This is a genomic window from Bordetella sp. BOR01 (genome assembly GCF_019218885.1).
GTDB lineage: Bacteria > Pseudomonadota > Gammaproteobacteria > Burkholderiales > Burkholderiaceae_B > Bordetella_A.
In genome coordinates this window covers 531,751-550,972 of the sequence record NZ_JAHUWT010000001.1, presented here as the reverse complement: position 1 = coordinate 550,972, position 19,222 = coordinate 531,751, and the positions used below count along the sequence as shown (strand labels likewise).

16 protein-coding genes are annotated in these 19,222 nt (G+C 66.1%); 4 read left to right on the top strand and 12 right to left on the bottom strand.

All coding sequences use genetic code 11. The features are described from left to right. Nucleotides 1-9 precede the first annotated feature (9 nt). The gene (locus KW845_RS02620; protein ID WP_218367612.1) at nt 10-948 is read right to left on the bottom strand and encodes a LysR substrate-binding domain-containing protein; all 939 of its coding nucleotides are present in this window, start codon (nt 946-948) and stop codon (nt 10-12) included. Nucleotides 949-1,112: 164 nt separating this feature from the next. Between KW845_RS02620 and KW845_RS02615 the strand changes: the two genes are divergently transcribed. Next, a complete protein-coding gene (locus KW845_RS02615; RefSeq protein ID WP_218367611.1) occupies nt 1,113-2,426 on the top strand; it encodes an amidase in 1,314 nt (437 codons plus the stop codon). A 293-nt stretch (nt 2,427-2,719) separates the two neighbouring features. Here the strand turns inward: KW845_RS02615 and KW845_RS02610 are convergent, their stop codons facing one another. The 11 genes from KW845_RS02610 to KW845_RS02560 form a co-directional block, all read right to left on the bottom strand. Further along, entirely contained in the window at nt 2,720-3,514 is a 795-nt protein-coding gene (locus KW845_RS02610; RefSeq protein WP_218367610.1) for an HpcH/HpaI aldolase/citrate lyase family protein, read from the bottom strand. Nucleotides 3,515-3,610: 96 nt separating this feature from the next. Further along, complete coding sequence (locus KW845_RS02605) at nt 3,611-4,567, bottom strand: tripartite tricarboxylate transporter substrate binding protein (RefSeq protein ID WP_218367609.1); 957 nt, start codon at nt 4,565-4,567, stop codon at nt 3,611-3,613. A 208-nt stretch (nt 4,568-4,775) separates the two neighbouring features. After that, nucleotides 4,776-5,636 carry a formyltetrahydrofolate deformylase gene (purU, locus tag KW845_RS02600; RefSeq protein ID WP_218367608.1) on the bottom strand — a complete coding sequence of 287 codons (861 nt, stop codon included), beginning with the start codon at nt 5,634-5,636 and terminating at the stop codon, nt 4,776-4,778. Between the two features lie 47 nt (nt 5,637-5,683). Beyond that, a complete protein-coding gene (locus KW845_RS02595; RefSeq protein ID WP_218367607.1) occupies nt 5,684-7,423 on the bottom strand; it encodes a gamma-glutamyltransferase family protein in 1,740 nt (579 codons plus the stop codon). Continuing rightward, a complete protein-coding gene (locus KW845_RS02590; protein ID WP_218367606.1) occupies nt 7,420-7,854 on the bottom strand; it encodes a dihydroneopterin aldolase in 435 nt (144 codons plus the stop codon). Before KW845_RS02590 ends, KW845_RS02595 begins: the two co-directional genes overlap by 4 nt. Further along, entirely contained in the window at nt 7,855-8,445 is a 591-nt protein-coding gene (locus KW845_RS02585) for a sarcosine oxidase subunit gamma (RefSeq protein WP_218367605.1), read from the bottom strand. Continuing rightward, nucleotides 8,435-11,443, bottom strand: coding sequence for a sarcosine oxidase subunit alpha family protein (locus KW845_RS02580; RefSeq protein ID WP_218367604.1), 3,009 nt, complete (start codon nt 11,441-11,443; stop codon nt 8,435-8,437). Before KW845_RS02580 ends, KW845_RS02585 begins: the two co-directional genes overlap by 11 nt. Beyond that, nucleotides 11,440-11,718, bottom strand: a complete 279-nt coding sequence (locus KW845_RS02575) for a sarcosine oxidase subunit delta (protein ID WP_218367603.1) — start codon at nt 11,716-11,718, stop codon at nt 11,440-11,442. Before KW845_RS02575 ends, KW845_RS02580 begins: the two co-directional genes overlap by 4 nt. Nucleotides 11,719-11,777: 59 nt before the next feature. Next, nucleotides 11,778-13,022, bottom strand: coding sequence for a sarcosine oxidase subunit beta family protein (locus KW845_RS02570; RefSeq protein WP_218367602.1), 1,245 nt, complete (start codon nt 13,020-13,022; stop codon nt 11,778-11,780). A 7-nt stretch (nt 13,023-13,029) separates the two neighbouring features. Continuing rightward, on the bottom strand, nt 13,030-14,391 hold the full coding sequence (locus tag KW845_RS02565) for an L-serine ammonia-lyase (RefSeq protein WP_218367601.1): 1,362 nt from the start codon (nt 14,389-14,391) through the stop codon (nt 13,030-13,032). Between the two features lie 125 nt (nt 14,392-14,516). Next, a complete protein-coding gene (locus KW845_RS02560) occupies nt 14,517-15,620 on the bottom strand; it encodes a GlxA family transcriptional regulator (RefSeq protein ID WP_218367600.1) in 1,104 nt (367 codons plus the stop codon). 90 nt (nt 15,621-15,710) lie between these two features. Here KW845_RS02560 and glyA point away from each other — a divergent pair, with 90 nt between their 5' ends. The 3 genes from glyA to KW845_RS02545 all read left to right on the top strand — a co-directional run bounded on the left by glyA (nt 15,711) and on the right by KW845_RS02545 (nt 19,201). After that, entirely contained in the window at nt 15,711-16,961 is a 1,251-nt protein-coding gene (gene glyA / locus KW845_RS02555) for a serine hydroxymethyltransferase (protein ID WP_218368598.1), read from the top strand. A gap of 212 nt (nt 16,962-17,173) precedes the next feature. After that, on the top strand, nt 17,174-18,145 hold the full coding sequence (locus KW845_RS02550; protein ID WP_218367599.1) for a tripartite tricarboxylate transporter substrate binding protein: 972 nt from the start codon (nt 17,174-17,176) through the stop codon (nt 18,143-18,145). A gap of 75 nt (nt 18,146-18,220) precedes the next feature. Then, entirely contained in the window at nt 18,221-19,201 is a 981-nt protein-coding gene (locus tag KW845_RS02545) for a tripartite tricarboxylate transporter substrate binding protein (RefSeq protein ID WP_218367598.1), read from the top strand. The last annotated feature ends 21 nt before the right edge of the window (nt 19,202-19,222 follow it).

The following is a 19,222-nucleotide window of genomic DNA, read 5'->3' as shown; positions in this document are numbered from 1 at the left end:
ATAGAGCCATCACGAAAACAGATCGGTCAGGCGCGCATCCGGCCAGTGCTGGGCCTGCACGAGGGTACGAACGCAATGTGTCAGCACCAAGCGGGTGCACAGCGCCGCCGGAGACAATTCGCCGTCGGCCAGGCTGCACAGTACATTCACATGACGGTCCTGCAGGTCGGTGATCTCGCTCAGCACGAAACGGTCGGCCGCATCCGGAAAGCGGCGCACCGCAGCGCTGGGCTGTATGGTGGCGCCCAATCCAGCATTGACCGAATCCATCAGCATGGCAAGCGAGTCGATTTCTGACACGATCAGCGGCTTGATGCCGGCGCGGTTGAAGGCTGCGTCGAGTTTGCTGCGCAAGCCGTGCGATTCGGTTGGCAGGATCATGGGTATGTCTTTCAGGCACCCAACCTGCACGACCGGCGCACTGAGCCGTGTGGCGGCTTGAGCGGACTGGATCAAGAAAAGTTCTTCCTCGATCAGCGGCAAGGTGTTCCATCTTGCGCTGACGTTGATGTTGAACAGAATTGCCAGATCCAGCTGCCGGCGGTCCAGCATGTCGGCCAGATGTCCCGACAGGCTTTCGACCATATGCAAGCGGACATCGGGATAGCGCTCGTGCATGGCGCGCATGAATGGCAAGGCCAGGATGGAAACCGTGGTGGGGGCCAGGCCGACGCTGACCGTGCCGCTTAAACGCGATAACTGCGCGGCGCGGCGCGCCTGTTCGGCGTGGCGCAGGATCAACCTGGCTTCGGGCAGGAATGCCAGCCCGGCCTGGGTAGCGGTAATGCCGCGCGACGTGCGCGTCAGCAACCGTACGCTCAGCTCTCCTTCCAAGCGGCTGATCTGCTGGCTGAGCGCAGATTGCACGACGCCCAGGTCAGCGGCCGCACGGCTCATGCTGCCAAGCTCTATCACTCGGACGAAGTACCGGATTTGGCGCATTTCCATGGACAGACTCTGGTGATGGGCTAGGCAAGGACGCTTTGATCCTTGCTGAATCGAATCGCGCGGCGTGGTAGTGGCAGGCTCTTTGACTTAGAATAATCGATCCTGCCAGCCACAAGACATGTCGCGCCGTTGCCTGACAGCGGACATGCAAACCACTCCTTGATATGAACCAACCGCTGGATCGTGCAATTCGTTTCCGCTCGGCAGTCGATATCACCGAAGGCAGCGTAGCGGGAAGCTCGACCGCGCAGCTAGTTCTGCACGCCCAGCTCGAACAGATTGCGTTGCGCGAACCTGTCGTCAAGGCATGGTCATTCCACAACCCCGACGCCGTATTGCAACAGGCGACGCGGGCGCCGCAAAATGGCCGCAACGCCCCACTCGATGGTGTCACGGTCGGCGTGAAGGACATTATCGATACCAGGGACATGCCCACGGCCTACGGTTCGCCGATCTATCGCGGCCACATGCCAGCGAGCGACGCGGAAGTGATCCGGCGCTTGCAGGCGGCAGGCGCCGTCATCATGGGCAAGACCGTAACGACCGAGTTCGCCTATGTGCATCCCGGCCCGACGGTAAATCCTCTCAATCCAGAGCACACGCCCGGTGGCTCATCCAGCGGCTCTGCGGCGGCCGTGGCCGACGGAATGTGCACGTTGGCGCTAGGCTCGCAAACAGGCGGCTCGACCATACGCCCGGCAGCGTACTGCGGTGTGGTGGGCTACAAACCAACCCGTGGCATCGTTCCGTCCACCGGCATGAAACCGCTCGCGCCTTCCATGGACACGGTTGGGCTGTTTGCGCGTTCGGCAGGCGATGTGGCCGTATTGTTCGCCGTGCTTTCGGCCAATGCACAGGCCAGGCAACAAACGGCCGGGCCGGCAACGCGCCGGATAGGTTTCTATCCCGGCCCGTATGCAGATCAAGCCGACATGGATGCGCATCATGCACTTGAACGCGCGCGCCAGCGGCTGATCAAGGCAGGCTACCAAGTGGAGCCCATTGACCTGCCGCTAGCAGTATTCATACGCATGAGCGAATGCAACCGCACCATCATGGCTTATGAAGCCGCTCGCGCGCTTGCGGCTGAGTTCAAATCCCACCATCGCGCAATGAGCGAGGCGGCCAAGCAGTTGGTCGAACGTGGCCGGCGCATTCAGGCGCCGGTTTACCAAGAGGCATTGGCGCTTGCGGCCGAAGGCCGCAGAGCCTTGGCGCAAGCCCTGGAAGGATACGACTGCCTGATGACCTTCAGCGCGCCTGGCGAAGCCCCCCGCTTGACGACCGGAACAGGTGATTCTGTGTTCAATCGCACCTGGACCACGATCGGGGCGCCTTGCATCACTCTGCCATTCGGCCTGGGCCAGACGGCAAGATTGCCCATCGGCATACAGCTAGTCGATTCCGCCGGCAATGACCTTCGGCTACTGAACTCGGCACGACGGATCGAACAGGCGCTGCTGTCCCATTCCCATTAAGGCTGGACTGGACGGCTTGGATGATAAACGGCAGCCGAAAAACAAAAAAAACGCGATTCCCCAGGAAATTTGATGTGTCCGGAGAAATGGGGAAAGGCCACTGCGACCCGACGCTGGAATGGACATGTTCCTCTAGCTCGACCAAGATGCCATAGCCATTGTTATAACAAGTCTTCGTAGACCACACGCAAAGGCATCCGTAGCTACCGGCAGCGGGCCCGCCGGGTCGCCTATGGCCCGGGGTCCATCGGAAATGGGATCATCGATGACCTGGCGGCATTTCCGAGACGACGCTAATCGCCGTCCCGCGTGTCCTTGGCGCGACGAAATCTTGTTGCCTGTGTCGCCGCGCCGTCACGCAGCAATGCGTAGTCGCTGCCCACGACCATCAAGGTTGCGCCGCGATCGAGCCAGAGCGCCTGCTGGTCATGCTGCATGACGTGCACGCCTATGCATTTTCCCGCCGACCTCCCTGACTGGCAAATCGACGCCAAGGCCGCGTCCACAGTCGGATGCGAAGGAGCATCCTGCCCCATCGCCAGCGCCATTCCCAGGCTGCCCAAGAACAGGCAGTCCACGTCGTCGAGCGCGGCCACCTTGTCGGCGATGAGCGTGCCGGGCGGCTCGTCGATTTGCGCGACGAACAGCAAACCGTCTGAGGCCTGCCGCCGAAAATCGCGCCAGCTGTCTTTGCGGTAGCCGGAACGGCGCCCCATGCCGGCATAGGCGCGTTCCATCGCCAGCCCGCGTGCGAACGCCGCGGCGCGCCCGACCTGCTCGAGCGCATTGACGTGCGGCACGACGATGCCTGCGGCCCCCACCGACACGGCATGCTGGATCCACGCCTCGGAACCTTCCGGCAAGCGGACCAGCACGGGCAACCCCAGCGCCTGGGCGGCAAACACGTAGCGGCTAAGCTCCGTACGGGAATGCGTGCCATGTTCCACGTCCAGGATCACGAAATCCAGTCCGGCGTCCGCCAGCAATTCGGCAGCTTCAGGCTGTACCAGCCGGGCGAACACGCCGACCAGGCTGTCCCCGCGCCGCACGCGCGCGCGCAGGCCATGCACCTCGTTCAGTTGCGCCATGCGCTCATCCCATGCGACAGAATAAATACTTTACTACGCGGCAGGCTCGCGGGCCGCCGGGCCATGCGCCGGCGGCCGGCCGCGGGCGAGTCTTTCTCATTGGGTCGTGATTCCACGCTCCTGCGTGATCTTCTCCAGTCGCTCGTTCTCGCTGGCCAGGAATTTCCCGAACTCGGCGCCATCCTTGAACGTGTTCTCGACCCCCATGGCCGCGAGCTTGTCGGCAAACACCTGGCTGGCCGCGATCTCCCGCAGCGCGGCTTCCAACCGGTCCTTGATGTCCTGGGGCACGCCGCGCGGCACAGCCACGCCGTACCAGTTCCCGGCGCGCACCCCCGCATAGCCCAGTTCATCGAAAGTCGGCACATCGGGCAGCACCGCCAGGCGTTGCTCGGATGCCACCGCCAGAATCTTGGCTTTTCCCGATTTCTGGAATCCGGTCACATTGAAAGCGTTGACGAAGGCGATTTGCACCTGGTCCGCCAGCAGCGCATTCATGACGGGCGCCACGCCTTGGTACGGAATGTGCGAGAACGACGTCTTGGTGACCGATTCGAATGTCGCCAGCCCCAAGTGGGAAGTGCTGCCGACGCCGTAGCTGCCGGCATTGATGCGATGCGGTGCCTTGACCGCGGCCTCTACCAGTTCTTGCACGGACGACGGCCCGGCGGCGCCGTTCTCCGCCAGCACGAAAGACACCGTGCCCAGCAGCGCCACCGGCTCGAAACTGGAGAGGGAATACTTCAAGTTGGGATACACGTGCGGGTTGATCGCGTGGGTCTCCGCCGTGACCATCTGGATGGTGTAGCCGTCGGGCTGGGCCCCGGCCACGATCTGCGTCCCGATGATACCGTTGGCTCCGCCGTGATTCTCGACCACGACGGTCTGCCCCAGTGCGGCGGACATGCGCTCGGCCACGAACCGGCCGACAGTGTCCGTCACCCCGCCGGGCGGCCACGCCACGACCATGCGGATGGGATGATCGGGATAGGCCGCCTGCGCGGTCGCCGCCGCGGCGGCCAGGATGAAAGTCGCCAGGATTCGCTTCAACATGATTTCCCCTTGCAGTATGTTGCCGCTGCGCGTCCTGGTGCGATGGCGCGCGCGGCCTTGACATGTCGATCGGGTGCGATGGGTGGCCTTCATTGCCGTAGCGGGAAGACAGGACATGCACAGCGCTGATTTAATCAACGCGCCGGCCTCCTTACTAGAATCAAGGCGACAAATCGCTGGGCGTACGACGCCATGCCGGCTGCGCCGGCTAGCGGAACACCACGGTCCGGTTGCCGTTGAGCAGCACCCGGCGCTCGGCGTGCCACTTCACGGCGCGCGCCAGCACCACGCTTTCCACATCGCGCCCCAGCGCCGTCAGCGCCTCCGGGCTCATGGCGTGGTCGGCCCGCTCGACGCCCTGTTCGATAATCGGCCCTTCGTCCAGGTCCGCCGTCACGTAGTGCGCGGTGGCGCCGATCAGCTTCACGCCACGGTCGTGCGCCTGGTAGTACGGCTTGGCCCCCTTGAACCCCGGCAGGAAACTGTGGTGGATGTTGATGGCCCGGCCATGCAGGCGGCGCGAGGTCTCGTCGCTGAGGACCTGCATGTAGCGCGCCAGGACGACGAGCTCGGCCTGTTCCTGCTCGAGGATGCGCAATAGCTCCACCTCTGCCTCTGCCTTGTTGTCGGCCCGCACCGGCACGTGATGGAACGGGATGTCGTACGAGGCGACCAACTGGTAGAAATCGCGGTGGTTCGACACCACCGCCCTGATGTCCACCGGCAGCAGCCCGGTGCGCCAGCGCAGCAGCAGGTCGTGCAGGCAATGGCCAAGCCGGGAAACCATCACGACCGTGGCGGGCCGTGTCCCGGCGTCGACGATATCCCACTCCATTGCGAAATCGTCCGCAATGGGCTGGAAGGCCTCGTGCAAGGCGGCGGCAGTGAGCGAGCCGTCCTGAGCCGCGAAAGACATCCGCAGGAAGAACCGGTCGCGCTCCTGGTCGTTGAACTGTGCCGATTCGTGGATGTTGCAGTCACGCTGCACCAGGAAGCCGGAGCAGGCATGCACAATGCCACGGCGGTCCGGGCAGGCCAGAGTCAGTATGAAATTCTTGTCGTGGGGCATGGACCGTCTAGTTCCTGGAAATTCGCGTTGGCAGTGCGGCGCGGCCCCTACCAGGCGATCGCATAGGCCGCGCGGCGTGGATCGGCGCCGGCATGCAGCAGGCCGGTGGCGGCATCGCGCCGGATGGCGCAGACTGCGCCGGCGTTGAACGACTTGTCCGACCAGTACTCAACGTCGTAGCCGAGCCCGATCAACGCGGCGACCGTGGCCTCGTCGATCCGGTTTTCCACGCACAGGCGGGCGGGATAGTAGGCGTTGGGGGCGAACGAGTTCGGAAAATTGAACGGCGCGACGCGCGGCGCCTCGATTGCCTGCTGCAGCGTCATCCCGAAACGCGTCACGTTGAGCAGGACCTGCAGCATCGACGCGCACTGGACATCGCCGCCCGGCGTGCCCCACGCCATCTCGAACCGGCCCTCGCGCAGGGACATCGCCGGCGTGGGCGTCAGGCGCGGCCGCTTGCCGGGGGCCACGGAGCAGGGATGGTCCGGCTCCAGGCGCCCCTGCATGCCCCGCGTGGAAATCGCCAACCCCAGGCCGTCGACCATGGGCGAGTCGTACATGGTATCGGACGGCGTGATGGACATGGCATTGCCCTGGCTGTCCACCACGCAGCCATAAATGGTGTCGGGCGGCACCGGCGCCGCGCCATCGGCTGGCAGGGCCCGATTGGCATGCGGCGGCCAATCGGCACCGAGATCGCCGGACGCCGGCATCTGCGCGAACGCGCGCGCCGGATCGAGCCTGGCGCGCTGCCGTTGCGCATAGTCCTCGGACAACAGCGTGCGGGTCGGCACCTGCACGAAGCGCGGGTCGCCCACGTAGGCCTCGCGGTCGGCGAAGGCCAGATTGAGCGCGCTGGCGATGGTGTGGAGATACGCCGGTGTGTTGTGCCCGAGCGCGGCGAGATCCAGGGGTTCGAGTATCTTCAGGGCCTGCAGCAGGACAATGCCCTGGCACCAGACGTCGCAGGCATAGACCTGCGATCCCTGGTAGGCGCACGAGATCGGCGTTTCCACCGGCACCTCGAAGCGTGCCAGGTCTTCATAGCGCAGGAACCCTTCCTGCCTGCGGTGAAAGGCGTCGATGTCGCGCGCGATCGGGCCACGGTAGAAGCAATCGTGCACTGCCCGCAACTTCGCATCGCGGTCACCGGACGCCTGGCGTTCCGCTTCGATCATGCGGCCGATGGTCCTGCCCAGGTTTTCCTGGCGAAAACGCGAACCGACCGCGGGAACCTTGCCATCGGGCAGATAGATGGCGGCATTCTCCCGATAGCGGGCGATCTCGTGGCCGTGCATGTCCAGCCCATCCCGCAGCTCGGGATACATCGCAAAGCCGTCGCGGGCCAACTGCAATGCTGGAGTGGCGGCGGCCTCGAAAGAAATCGTGCCGAAGCGGCGCAGCGCCAGAATGTGCGTGGCGGGCGCCGCAGGGACGATCTGCCGCAGGATGCCCTCCGGAATGGCCTGTCCGCCTTCGGCGCGCAGGCGTCCCACGTCGGTGAGAGCCGGCCAGTATCCCAGTCCCGCCAGGCTGGCCACCTGGCCCGTCTCCTTCATGTAGATCAGCGTCGGTGCCACGCCCGCGAACGACACCACGTCGGGCTGCAGCACCGCGAGCGCCATGGCCATGGTGACGCCGGCATCGACAGCGTTCCCGCCCGACGCCAGGACCTGCGAGGCCGCAGCGGCAGCTAGGTAGTGCCCGCAAGCCACCGCGTGATGGGCGCCCATTACCGTCGGGCGCCATGACACCGACGCAGGCGATAGTGCGATTTTCCTCATGATGTTTCCCCCAGTGTCGCGTGGTTTCGGTCCGCCGGCACGGGCGGTTGCAGCGCCAGCAGGTCCCTGTCCAGGCTCAGCGCGATGCCCATGCGCCGCGCCCGGCCTCGCAGTTTTGCCTTGTGCGCCCGCAGCGTGATGGCGCGAACCGCCGGAAATGCCTGGAATGTCTGCTCCGCCAGGCGCAGGCAGAGCTGTTCCAGCAGATCCGTGTGCGGTTCCTGCGCCAGCCGGCCGGCCAGCCAGTTGCAATAACCATCGTAGTCCAGATACCCGCCCGCCCGAATATCGCCCGCCGTGGCGTCCAGGTGCAGCGCCACGTCCAGTTCGAGCGGCTGCGGGGCCAGTTTCTCTTCCGGGTGCAGGCCGACGCGCGCATCGGCCTGCACCGCATCCAGGAATACGGACACCGTGGCGATCGGGCCGGGCATCTAGGCGAACTCCAGCGCGCCGTCGACCAGCAGCTCGGCCACGTAGGGAGCGAAGCTGCGCCGGGTGGTCAGGCTGATGCCCGCTTCGGTTCGGCGCAGCACCACGGCGGCGTCGAAGAAGCACGTCTGGGCGCAGCAGCCGGGTCCGAAGACCTGCGGATGCATGTCCAGCGGACAGCCCTTGGCGAGCACATCGGCGGCCCGCGGGCCGGTCACGTCCACCACCGTGTAGCCGCTAGTGATGTCGATCGCCGCGGCGAACCGGCCTGCCAGCCTGGACGCGAGTTGCGTTGGCAGTTCGGGCGCGGCCTGCGGGCATAGGCCCTGCACCAGCCACTCGTCCGGCCCCATCCACATCGCCACGTGGGTGTTCGCGCCAGTGTACGTATTCGGCGCGACCGGCAGGGCGAATCCCAGTACCGCCTCGGCCGCTGCCATGAAGGCAGGGTCCGAAGGGCTGCCGCGCAGGCTCAGCATCGGCAGGAACGGCGACTCGACCAGGCTTACCGACGGGCCGGCCGCGGGTCCGGCAAGAAAGGGAAGCCGGCTGCTATCGGCCAGAGGCGAACGCTGGCGCAGGCTATTCGACATGTTGGCGCGCTCCTTGCGGATCATAGAAAACCGAATTGACGATCCGCGTCCGGGCGAACCCTCCTTGCGGCAGGGCCGCCACCACGATCTCGCCTTGCCGGGCCAGGCCGTTCTGCACGACACCCAGCGCGATCGAGCGCTCCAGCGTCGGGCTCATGTAGCTGGACGTCACATGGCCGACCAGTGGCGCAATGGCTGCCTGGCTCGGGGCGTCAAGCAACTGTGTGCCCTCTTCCAGCACCTGGCGCGGATCTTCGGTCAGCAGCCCGACGAACTGCTTGCGGCCCGGCGCCGCGGTGTCCTGCCGGCTCAGCGAGCGCTTGCCCAGGAAGTCCTTGTTCCTGGAGACCAGCCCGCCCATGCCGAGGTCGTTCGGGGTCACGGAGCCGTCGGTGTCCTGGCCCACGATGATGTACCCCTTCTCGGCCCGCAGCACGTGCATGGTCTCGGTGCCATAGGGCGTGATGCCGTACGGTTCGCCGGCGTCCAGAAGCCGCTCCCATACATGACGCCCCGCATTCGCCGGCACATTCACCTCGTAGGACAGCTCGCCGGAGAAACTGATGCGCATGATGCGGGCGAACACGCCGTCTATCGTCCCTTCCCGGAAACTCATGAAGGGAAACGCCTCGCCGCCGAAGTCCACGTCGCGGCAGACCGCTTGCAGCACTTTGCGGGCATGAGGGCCCACCACCGCGAAGGTCGAGAAATGGTCCGTCACGGACGTCAGGTGCACCTTCAGGCCGGGCCACTCCGTCTGCAGCCAGCGCTCCATCCAGGTCAGCACGCGTGCCGCGCCGCCCGTGGTGGTGCTGACCAGGAAATGCTGCTCGCCGAGCCGGGCGGTCACACCGTCGTCGAAGACCATGCCGTTCTCGTCGAGCATCAGACCGTAGCGGCACTTGCCCACCCCGAGCTTGTCCCAGGCGTTCGTGTACACCCAGTTCAGCAGCGTGACGGCATCCGGCCCCTGCACATCGATCTTGCCCAGCGTCGACGCGTCGAGGATCCCCACGCCGCCGCGCGCCGCGCGGCATTCGCGCGCGACGGCGGCCTGCATGTCCTCGCCCGCCAGCGGGAAATACCAAGGCCGCTTCCAGTTGCCGACATCCTCGAATACGGCGCCGCGCGCCGCATGCCAGCCGTGGATGCAAGTCTGCCGCTCAGGGTCCAGGTGCGATCCGAGCTCGCGCCCGGCCAGCGCGCCAAAGGTGACGGGCGTGTAGTTCGGGCGGAAGGTGGTCGTGCCGGTGTTCTCCACGCGCTGCCCCAGCGCCTCGGCCAGGATGCCCATGCCGACGATGTTCCCGAGCTTGCCCTGGTCGGTGCCGAAACCCATCGCCGTATAGCGCTTGACGTGTTCGATGGAGGCGAAGCCCTCGCGTGCCGCCAGGTAGATGTCGGCTGCGGTGACGTCGTTCTGGAAGTCGACGAAATGCTTGGCCCGATGATCCATCCGGGCGCGGTCCCCCACCAGCCACAGCGCCAGCAGCGGCGCTTCCGCGACCGGCTCGGTGCGCCACGACGGGCGCGCCGGGCCGTCCGACGGCTTGCCGCGGACATGGCTGGCGGCGTCCGCGCCGGCCAGGACGCCGTCGCGCAGCGCCCCTGTCAGCGTGAACTCGCCGTTGCACGCGCCGGCGCTGCACGCCGCCTGCGCCTTGGCGCCCGGCACGAAGCAGGCCTTCTCGCCATGCCAGACTGCCTTGCCGCCTGACTGCGAGAACAAGTGAACCGCCGGATTCCAGCCCCCCGACATCCCGAGCAGATCGCAAGGCAGCTCACCCAGGTCGGCGCCGATGCCCTGCGGCGCATACCGGGCAAACCGGACGCCGCGCACGTGCTTCGAGCCCTCGGCGGCGACGACGACGGCATCATTGATGACGCGGATGTCCAGGCCTTGCACCTGTTGCGCCCAGGTGCCGGCGCTGGCCGGACGCGCATCGACCACGCAGACGCTGGCGCCGCTTTCGTGCAGGTCCAGCGCGGTGGCGTAGGCCGAATCGTTGTTGGTGAAGAGCACAATCTGCCGGCCCGGCAGCACGCCGTAGCGGCGCACATAATTCGATACGGCAGAGCATGTCATGATGCCGGGCAGGTCGTTATCGCGGAAAGCCACTCCCCGCTCGTGCGCACCGGTGGCCAGCACCACGCGCGCCGCCCGGATGCGCCATAGCTTCTCGCGGTTGCCCTGGCGCTGCGCCACCGGCAGATGGTCGGTCAGGCGCTGGCAGGCCGTCACCAGATTGTGATCCTGATAGCCGAACGCCGTGGTGCGCGTCAGCAACGTCACCTCCGGCATTCCGGCCAGCGTCTCGGCCATCTGTCGCGCCCATTGATGAGCGGGCATGCCGTCGATCCGCTCGCGACTGGCCAGCAGGCTGCCGCCCAGTTCCGGCTGCTCGTCGACCAGGACGACACGCACTCCCTGGCTGGCCGCCGTATAGGCCGCGGCCAGCCCAGCGGCTCCACCGCCTACCACCAATACGTCGCAGTGGGCGTAAATCTTCTCGTAGCGGTCGGGGTCGGCCGCCGTAGGCGATTCCCCCAGGCCGGCGGCGGCGCGAATACCCGCCTCGTACCGGGGCCACAGCCGCCGCGGCCACATGAAGGTCTTGTAGTAGAAGCCGGCAGGGATGAAGCGCGATAGGCGCTGCACGATCGCCATGCGGTCGCGCTCCAGGCTCGGACTGGCGTTCACGCTGGCAGCCATCAAGTCCTGATACAGGGACACCTCGGTAGCGCGCGGGTTCGGCACGGTCCGGGCACCGCGCTCGAGCTGCACGATGGCGTTGGGCTCTTCCACGCCCGCCGTCATGATGCCGCGCGGCCGATGGTACTTGAAGCTGCGACCGACGAAATGCACGCCATTGGCCAGCAGGGCTGACGCCAGGGTGTCCCCGGCATAACCCTCGTAGGCACGGCCGTTGAACGAGAACGTCAGCGGCGTGCCGCGATCGATGTGCCCGCCGGAATGCAGGCGATAGCGCTGCTTCATGCCGCGGCCTCCTCGGGAATGCCGATCGCCATGGTCCGGTATACCCGATAGGTGACGTTGTCGCGCTCGACCAGGAACCAGCGGCGGCAACCGAAGCTGTGCAGCCATTGTTCGCGCACGCGGCCTTTGGGATTCTTGCGCATGAAGAGGTAGTCCCCCCAGGCCTGATCCGTCAGCGTGTCGGGGGCCAGCGGCCGCGCGATGTCGGCCTCGCCGCCGCATGAAAATTCGATTTCGGCGCGTTCTCCGCACCAGGGACATCTGATGAGTTGCATAGGATTCTCGGGCCAGGCTCGCAACAAGGTAAAAGGTATGGGAAAGACGGCGCCACGCTTCAATGCGCGACGGCCGCCGCGCCGTGCTCGTCGATCAGGTGTCCCGTATAGAAGCGGTCAAGCGAGAATGGCGCGTTCAAGGGATGCGGCGCGTCGTTGGCGACGGTATGCGCAAACGTCCAGCCGGACCCCGGCGTAGCCTTGAACCCGCCCGTGCCCCATCCGCAATTGAAGTACAGGCCCTTGACGTCCGTCCTGGAGATGATCGGGCAGGCGTCCGGCGTGACGTCGACGATGCCGCCCCATTGGCGGTTCATGCGCACGCGGCTGAGCGAGGGAAACATCTCCACCACCGCCCGCAGCGTATGCTCGATGACGTGAAAGCTGCCGCGCTGGCCATACCCCGAGTACTGGTCGATGCCCGCGCCGATGACCAGGTCGCCCTTGTCGGACTGGCTGATATATGCGTGCACCGCGTTGGACATGATCACCGTGTCGATGATCGGTTTCAGCGGTTCGGACACCAGCGCCTGCAGGGGATGGCTCTGCACCGGCAGGCGGATGCCGGCCATGGCCGCAATGACGCTGGAATGGCCGGCCGCGACCACGGCGACCTTCTTCGCCTTGATGAATCCCTGACTGGTCTCCACGCCGGTCACGCGGCCGTCCGCGCGACGAATGCCCGTAACCTCGCAGTTTTGCAGGATGTCCACGCCGTGACGGTCCGCGGCGCGAGCATACCCCCATGCCACCGCGTCATGGCGCGCTACGCCGGCACGGCGCTGGAATGAAGCGCCCAGGACGGGATAGCGGCTGTTCAGGTTGATGATGGGCACGATGTCGCGTACCTGCTCCGGTGCCAGGAACTCCGCGTCCACGCCGTTGTAGCGGTTCGCGTTGATGCGCCGGCGCGTGTCGCGCAGGTCCTGCAGCGTATGCGCGAGGTTCATGACGCCGCGCTGGCTGAACATGACGTTGTAGTTCAGGTCCTGCGACAGCCCTTCCCAGAGCTGCATGGCCTTCTCGTACAACTGAGCGGCCTCGGACCACAAGTAGTTCGAGCGCACGATGGTCGTGTTGCGCGCGGTATTGCCGCCGCCCAGCCAACTCTTCTCCAGCACGGCGACGTTGCGTACCCCATGGAGCTTTGCCAGATAGTAGGCCGTGGCCAGGCCGTGGCCGCCGCCGCCGACGATGACGACGTCGTATTCCTGGCGCGGTGGCGGGCTGCGCCAGATGCGCTGCCAGTTGCGGTGATAGCTCAGCCCGTTTCTCACGAGGCTGTAGATCGAATAGCGTCCCATGTGTTCCTCAGCACTCGGTCACGTTGACGGCCAGCCCGCCCCGCGACGTCTCTTTGTATTTGGTTTGCATGTCGGCGCCCGTCTGCATCATCGTGCGGATGACGCTGTCCAGCGAGACGTAGTGCAGCCCGTCCCCCGCCGTCGCCATGCGCGCTGCGTTCACGGCCTTGACGGCGCCCATCGCATTGCGCTCGATGCACGGGATCTGCACCCGTCCGCCGACCGGATCGCAGGTCAGGCCCAGGTGATGCTCCATGCCGATCTCCGCGGCATTCTCCACCTGTAAGGGCGTGGCGCCCAACACCGCAGCCAGCCCCGCCGCCGCCATGGAGCAGGCGACCCCGACCTCGCCCTGGCAGCCCACCTCCGCCCCCGAGATCGACGCGTTCTCTTTGTAGAGCGCGCCGATCGCGGCAGCCGTCAGCAGAAATGTCACGATGCCGTCCGGCGTGCCCTGAAGGAACCGCACGTAGTAGTGCAGGACGGCCGGCACGACGCCGGCGGCGCCGTTGGTCGGCGCCGTAACGACGCGCCCCCCGGCGGCGTTTTCCTCGTTGACAGCCACGGCGTACAGGCTGATCCAGTCCAGGATTTCCAGGACATCGCTGCCGCCAGCCGCCAGCCGGCGATGCAGCGCGGGGGCCCGGCGCCGGACCGCCATCGGGCCGGGCAACGTGCCCTGCTGCGCACAGCCACGGGCGACGGCGCCCGCCATCGCGTCCCAGATGGCGAGCACACCCGCCCGCACCTCGGTCGACGGCCGATAGCGGCTCTCGTTGGCCATGACGATGTCGGCGATGGACATCCCCGTCCTGGCAGTAAGGCGCAGCAGTTCATCGCCCGAATGGAACGGATATGGTGGCTCGGCAGCTGCCGGCGTCCCGTTCAGGCGTTCGCCATGGCAATTGATCAGGAATCCGCCGCCAATCGAGTAATACTCTTTCTGCAGCAGAATCTCGCCGCGTGCCGACAGCGCCAGGAACCGCATGCCGTTGGGATGGCGCGCCAGCGCCTTGCGGAAATAGAGGATATGGCGGGCCGTCTCGAAGGGCAGCCGGTGCTGGTCAGCCAGCCGCAGGCTGCCGCGGTGGGCGATGTCCGCCAGAACGGGCTCGATGACGTCCGGGTCGATGCTGTCGGGCAGGAACCCGGACAGACCCAGCATCACCGCCTTGCCGGTGCCATGGCCCTTGCCGGTCGACCCGAGCGAACCGTACAGCTCGACCCGCAGCGAGGCGACCTGCTCCAGGAACGAGGCGCGCTGCACGTGCCGGGCGAACCGGTGCGCAGCAATCATCGGCCCAACGGTGTGGGAACTGGAGGGCCCTATCCCGACCTTGAACAGATCGAATACGCCTACATAAGTCATGGAATGGCACAAGAAGACGGAACAGGAGCAAGTACACCAAGCACGGCCGGCGCGGGCTAGAACCAATCCGGCACCGCATTGGTACGTTCCCGCCAGACCACGGCCCGGGCCGGCAGGCAACCTCGTCAATAGAAGTCCGTACGGTTGGGAAAACATTCCTGATAGTCTTCGCCCGGAACCGCGCCGGCCTCGCCGCCGTGCGCCGGGCCCAGGGACGGCGCCACCACGCCGTGGCCGGCCCGGTAGGCGCCGGGCGACACCCCGAAGTTGTTGCGGAATTCCCTGCCCATATGCGAGGCATCCGCAAACCCCGCCGCCGACGCGATCGCCGAGATCGGCTTGCCCGTGTGCAGCAGCAACCACTTGGCCATCCGCAGCCGCACCTGTCTCGCATAGGCCTGCGGCGTCGTTCCCAGCGACTCCTTGAACAGCCGCTCCAACTGCCGCACCGACACGTCCAGCTTGCGCGCCAGGCTGTCGACCGACAGCGCGCTGCTCAGGTGCTGCTCCATCAGCAGCACCGCCCTGCGCACCTTGGGGTGGGTGGATGGCGCCAGGCCCGCCGGCTGAGGCTGCGGCGCATCGACCTTGGCGGATTCGTCGACCTGCAAGATGCGCAGCGCCTTCTTGACGATCGCCGGGTCGACATGCCGCGTCAGGATGACGGCGGCCACGTCGATAGAGGCGCGCCCGCCGGAACACGTAATGCGCCGCCGGTCGGCCACGTACAGGCGGTCGGAGACGATGAGTTCCTCCCGGGCGTCAGGGAAACGCTCCAGGAGATCCCAGTAGTGAAACCAACTGACGCAAACGCGATGGCCGGCCAGCGTTCCGGCACGCATCAGCGCGAACACACCGGTGCACACGCCCACCAGGGTGGCCGGCGTCTGGCCGACTGCGCGCAGGAACGCGACCGTTGCCTCGCTAGTGGGCGGCCCCGAATGCAGCAGGCCGCCCACCACCACGACATAGTCGTATTTTTCCGGCAATCCGAACGTCTCCCAGGGCGCGATCTGGATGCCGCAACTCGAGCGGACCGGGGCCATGCTCTCGGCAATGATGCTCCACGTGCAGCGCACCGGCCGGCTATTGTCACCCTCGTCGCTGGACAGTCTCAGGACATCCATGAATCCGGACAGTGCCGTGAGCGTGAAATTGGGTAGCGGCACGATACCGAATCGCACGGGCGCGGCGGTTCCGCGTTCTGGGCGTGCCTGTTCTAGCTTCATCCGAGCAGTTCCTGATGTAGTTGCGCCGTCACTGACTGTGCTCGCGGCGGCCAGCGAGCCCGCCGCAGCCCAACCTCCATGGACGACATCATGTTCAAAAACACCACGCACACCGAAGCGTTCGATCCCGACCTCTCTCATGCCATCCGGGAAGAGGCGCTTCGGCAAGAAGCGCATATCGAGCTGATCGCCTCGGAGAACTACGCCAGCCCCCGCATTCTGTCGGCGCAAGGGTCAGTATTGACGAACAAATACGCCGAGGGGTATCCGGGGAAGCGATACTACGGCGGCTGCGAACATGTAGACCGGATCGAGCGGCTGGCGATCGAGCGAACCTGCCGCCTGTTCGGCGCGGACTGGGCCAATGTGCAGCCGCACTCCGGCTCCCAGGCCAACGCCGCGGTTTACCAGGCGCTGCTGGAGCCGGGCGACACCGTGCTGGGCATGAGCCTGGCGCACGGCGGCCACCTGACCCACGGCGCGAAAGTCAGTTTTTCCGGCAGGATCTACCGTTCGGTCCAGTACGGCATCGGCGACGACGGCCTGATCGACTACGACGCCGTCGCGCAGTTGGCGCTCGAGCACCGGCCACGCCTGCTGGTCGCCGGTTTCTCGGCCTATTCCCGCATCCTGGACTTCGTGCGCTTCCGCGCAATCGCAGACTCGGTGGGAGCGGTCCTGCTGGTCGACATGGCGCATGTGGCCGGCCTGGTCGCCGCCGGCCTCTACCCCAACCCGGTGCTGCATGCCGACGTCGTCACCACCACCACGCACAAGACGCTGCGCGGCCCCCGCGGCGGCATCATCATGGGAGGCGCGAACGAGGGGCTCGAGAAACGCATCGCATCGGCAGTCTTTCCCGGCCTCCAGGGCGGGCCCCTCATGCACGTGATCGCAGCCAAAGCCGTCGCCCTCAAAGAGGCGATGGAGCCGGATTTCTCGGCCTACCAGCGGCAAGTGCTCGAAAATGCCCGCGCGATGGCGCATATCTTCCAGGCGCGCGGCTACCCGGTGGTCTCCGGCGGCACGGACAACCACCTTCTGCTGGTCAGCCTGATCGGCAGAGGCCTGACCGGCAAGGACGCGGACGCGGCGCTCGGCCGGGCTCATATCACCGTCAACAAAAATGCCGTACCCAATGATCCACAACCTCCTTTCGTGACCAGCGGCATCCGCATCGGCACCGCGGCCATCACCACGCGCGGCTTCCTGGCCGAGCAGGCCCGCGAAGTCGCCGAGCTGGTCTGCGATGTGCTGGCTGAGCACCGCGACGACCGGCTGCTGGATCGCGTCCGGACCCGCGTCGCACAGTTGTGCGCGCGGTTCCCCGTCTACGCCTGAATGCGGCCCTGAACACGGTACTGGCTCGCGCGAACAAGCGAGCGTCATTGCTTTATAAAAAAAAATTCATTATTTTTTTATAGGGGAAAACTATAGTGGATATTTTTTTATCGGTGGACAAGAATTTGTCATCGAACAGCGGGCGCCTCGAGCGCACCGGGGGAGGAGCAACGCAAGTCCGACGCCTTCGCGTTCCACCCTAGAGGCCATAGATGAAAATGCCTGTCCAGATTTACCGAGCTGTTCGCCTGCTGCTTGCGGCCGCCTGCCTCGCCGGCGCTCCGGCGCTGGCCGACGAGACCGGACCCGTGCGGCTCATCGCGCCGTATCCGGCAGGCGGCCCCGCGGACGTGGTGGCTCGGCTGGTGGCCGAACCGATCAGCCGCGAACTGGGCCGGCCGGTCGTCATCGACAACAAGGCCGGCGCCAGCGGCACGATCGGCGCGGGCACTGTGGCGCGCGCCGATCCGGATGGCGCCACGCTGTTGTTCAACACTTCCATCCAGGTCGTGCTGCCGCACCTGATGCCGTTGCCCTACGACACCTTGAAAGACTTCACGCCACTGGCGCAGGTCAACAGCATTCCGTTCGTGCTGGTCATCAATAAAGATCTGCCGTTCCGGTCGGTGGGCGACCTGGTGGCCTACGCCAAGGCCAATCCCGGCAAGCTGAACTATGCGACCAACAGCCCCGGCAGCGCCTCGCACCTGGCGGCCGAGCAGTTCCGGAAGCAAGCGGGCGTGGACCTCATGCACGTCCCGTACAAGGGCAGCGCCCCCGCCCTGACCGACCTGATCGCCGGCCGCGTGCAACTGATGTTCGAGCAGGGACCTTCCGTCCTGCCCTTCCTCAAGAGCGGGCAGTTGCGGGCGATTGCCGTGACCAGCGCCGAGCGTGCAACGATCGTGCCCGATGTCCCGACTTTCGTCGAAGCCGGCTATCCCGGCTTCGTCTACAACAACTGGCAAGGCATCTGGGCGCCCGGCGGCATGCCCGCCGCCACTGCCGAGAAGCTGAGCGCGGCCATTGGCCGCGCCTTGCGCCAGCCGGCCGTTCGCCAGCGGCTGCTGGATCTGGGCACCCAGCCCGCCGACATGGCGGGCCGGCCCTTCCGGGATTTCACGGTGCAGCAATACGACTACGTGGGCGACATCGTCCGCACAGCGGGCATCAAGCTGGACTGAGCACCCTGGCCTGCCCTCCGCAACCCTGCCCGCGGCGGCACGCGCGGCGGGCACCTAGACCCAAGGGGAATCATCATGGACATACGCATCGGGCGGCTTGCCCGCGCGGCGTTGCTGATCCTGCCATTGCTGTCTGCGGGGCTGGCCGGGGCACAGCCCGGACCGAGGCCGGTGACGCTGGTCGTGCCCTACCCTCCTGGCGGGCCCGCCGACACGGTCGCCCGCGTCATCGCCCCCACACTGGAGTCGGAGCTCGGCCGGCCCATCATCATCGACAACCGCGCCGGAGCCAGCGGCATGATCGGCGCCGCGTACGTGGCACAGGCGGCGCCGGACGGCAATACCCTGCTGCTGAATCCGACCATACACGTCATTCTTCCCGGCCTGATGCGCAGCATGCCCTACGACGCGGTGGAAGACTTCACCCACCTGGGCGTGCTGGTCAGCGTGCCGCTCATTCTGGCCGTCAACGACAAGTTGCCCGTGAAGACGGTCGACGAACTCGCCGACTACGCGCGCGCTCATCTCGGCACCGTGAACTTCGCCTCGTCGAGCACGGGTTCCTCGGCACACCTGGCCGGCGAACAATTCAAACTGATGCGCGACTTGGATATCCAGCATATCCCTTATAAGGGCAGCGCACCGGCCATCACCGACCTGATCGGCGGCCAGGTCCAGATGATGTTCGACTCGGCGCCGTCGATCCTGCCGTTTGTCAGAAGCGCCAAGGTGCGCGCGCTGGTCGTGACCAGCCCCCAGCGCAGCGCCGTCGCACCCGAGCTGCCCACCATGGTGGAGTCCGGGTTTCCCGGCTTCGTGCACAGCAACTGGTATGGCCTGTGGGGGCCGCGCGGCATGCCGCCGCAGGCCGTGCAGGCCATCGTCGCCGCCATGCAGCGAACGATGCAGCACCAGGACCTGACCAAAAAACTGGTCTCACAACTGGGGGCCGAGCCGGTCCAGGGCATGTACGCCGATGCGTTCAAGACGTTCGCCGCCAGCGAAAAAGCCCGCTACGCCGACCTGCTGCAAAGCGCGCACATCGAACGGCAATGATGCACCGGGTGCTGGCCTGGA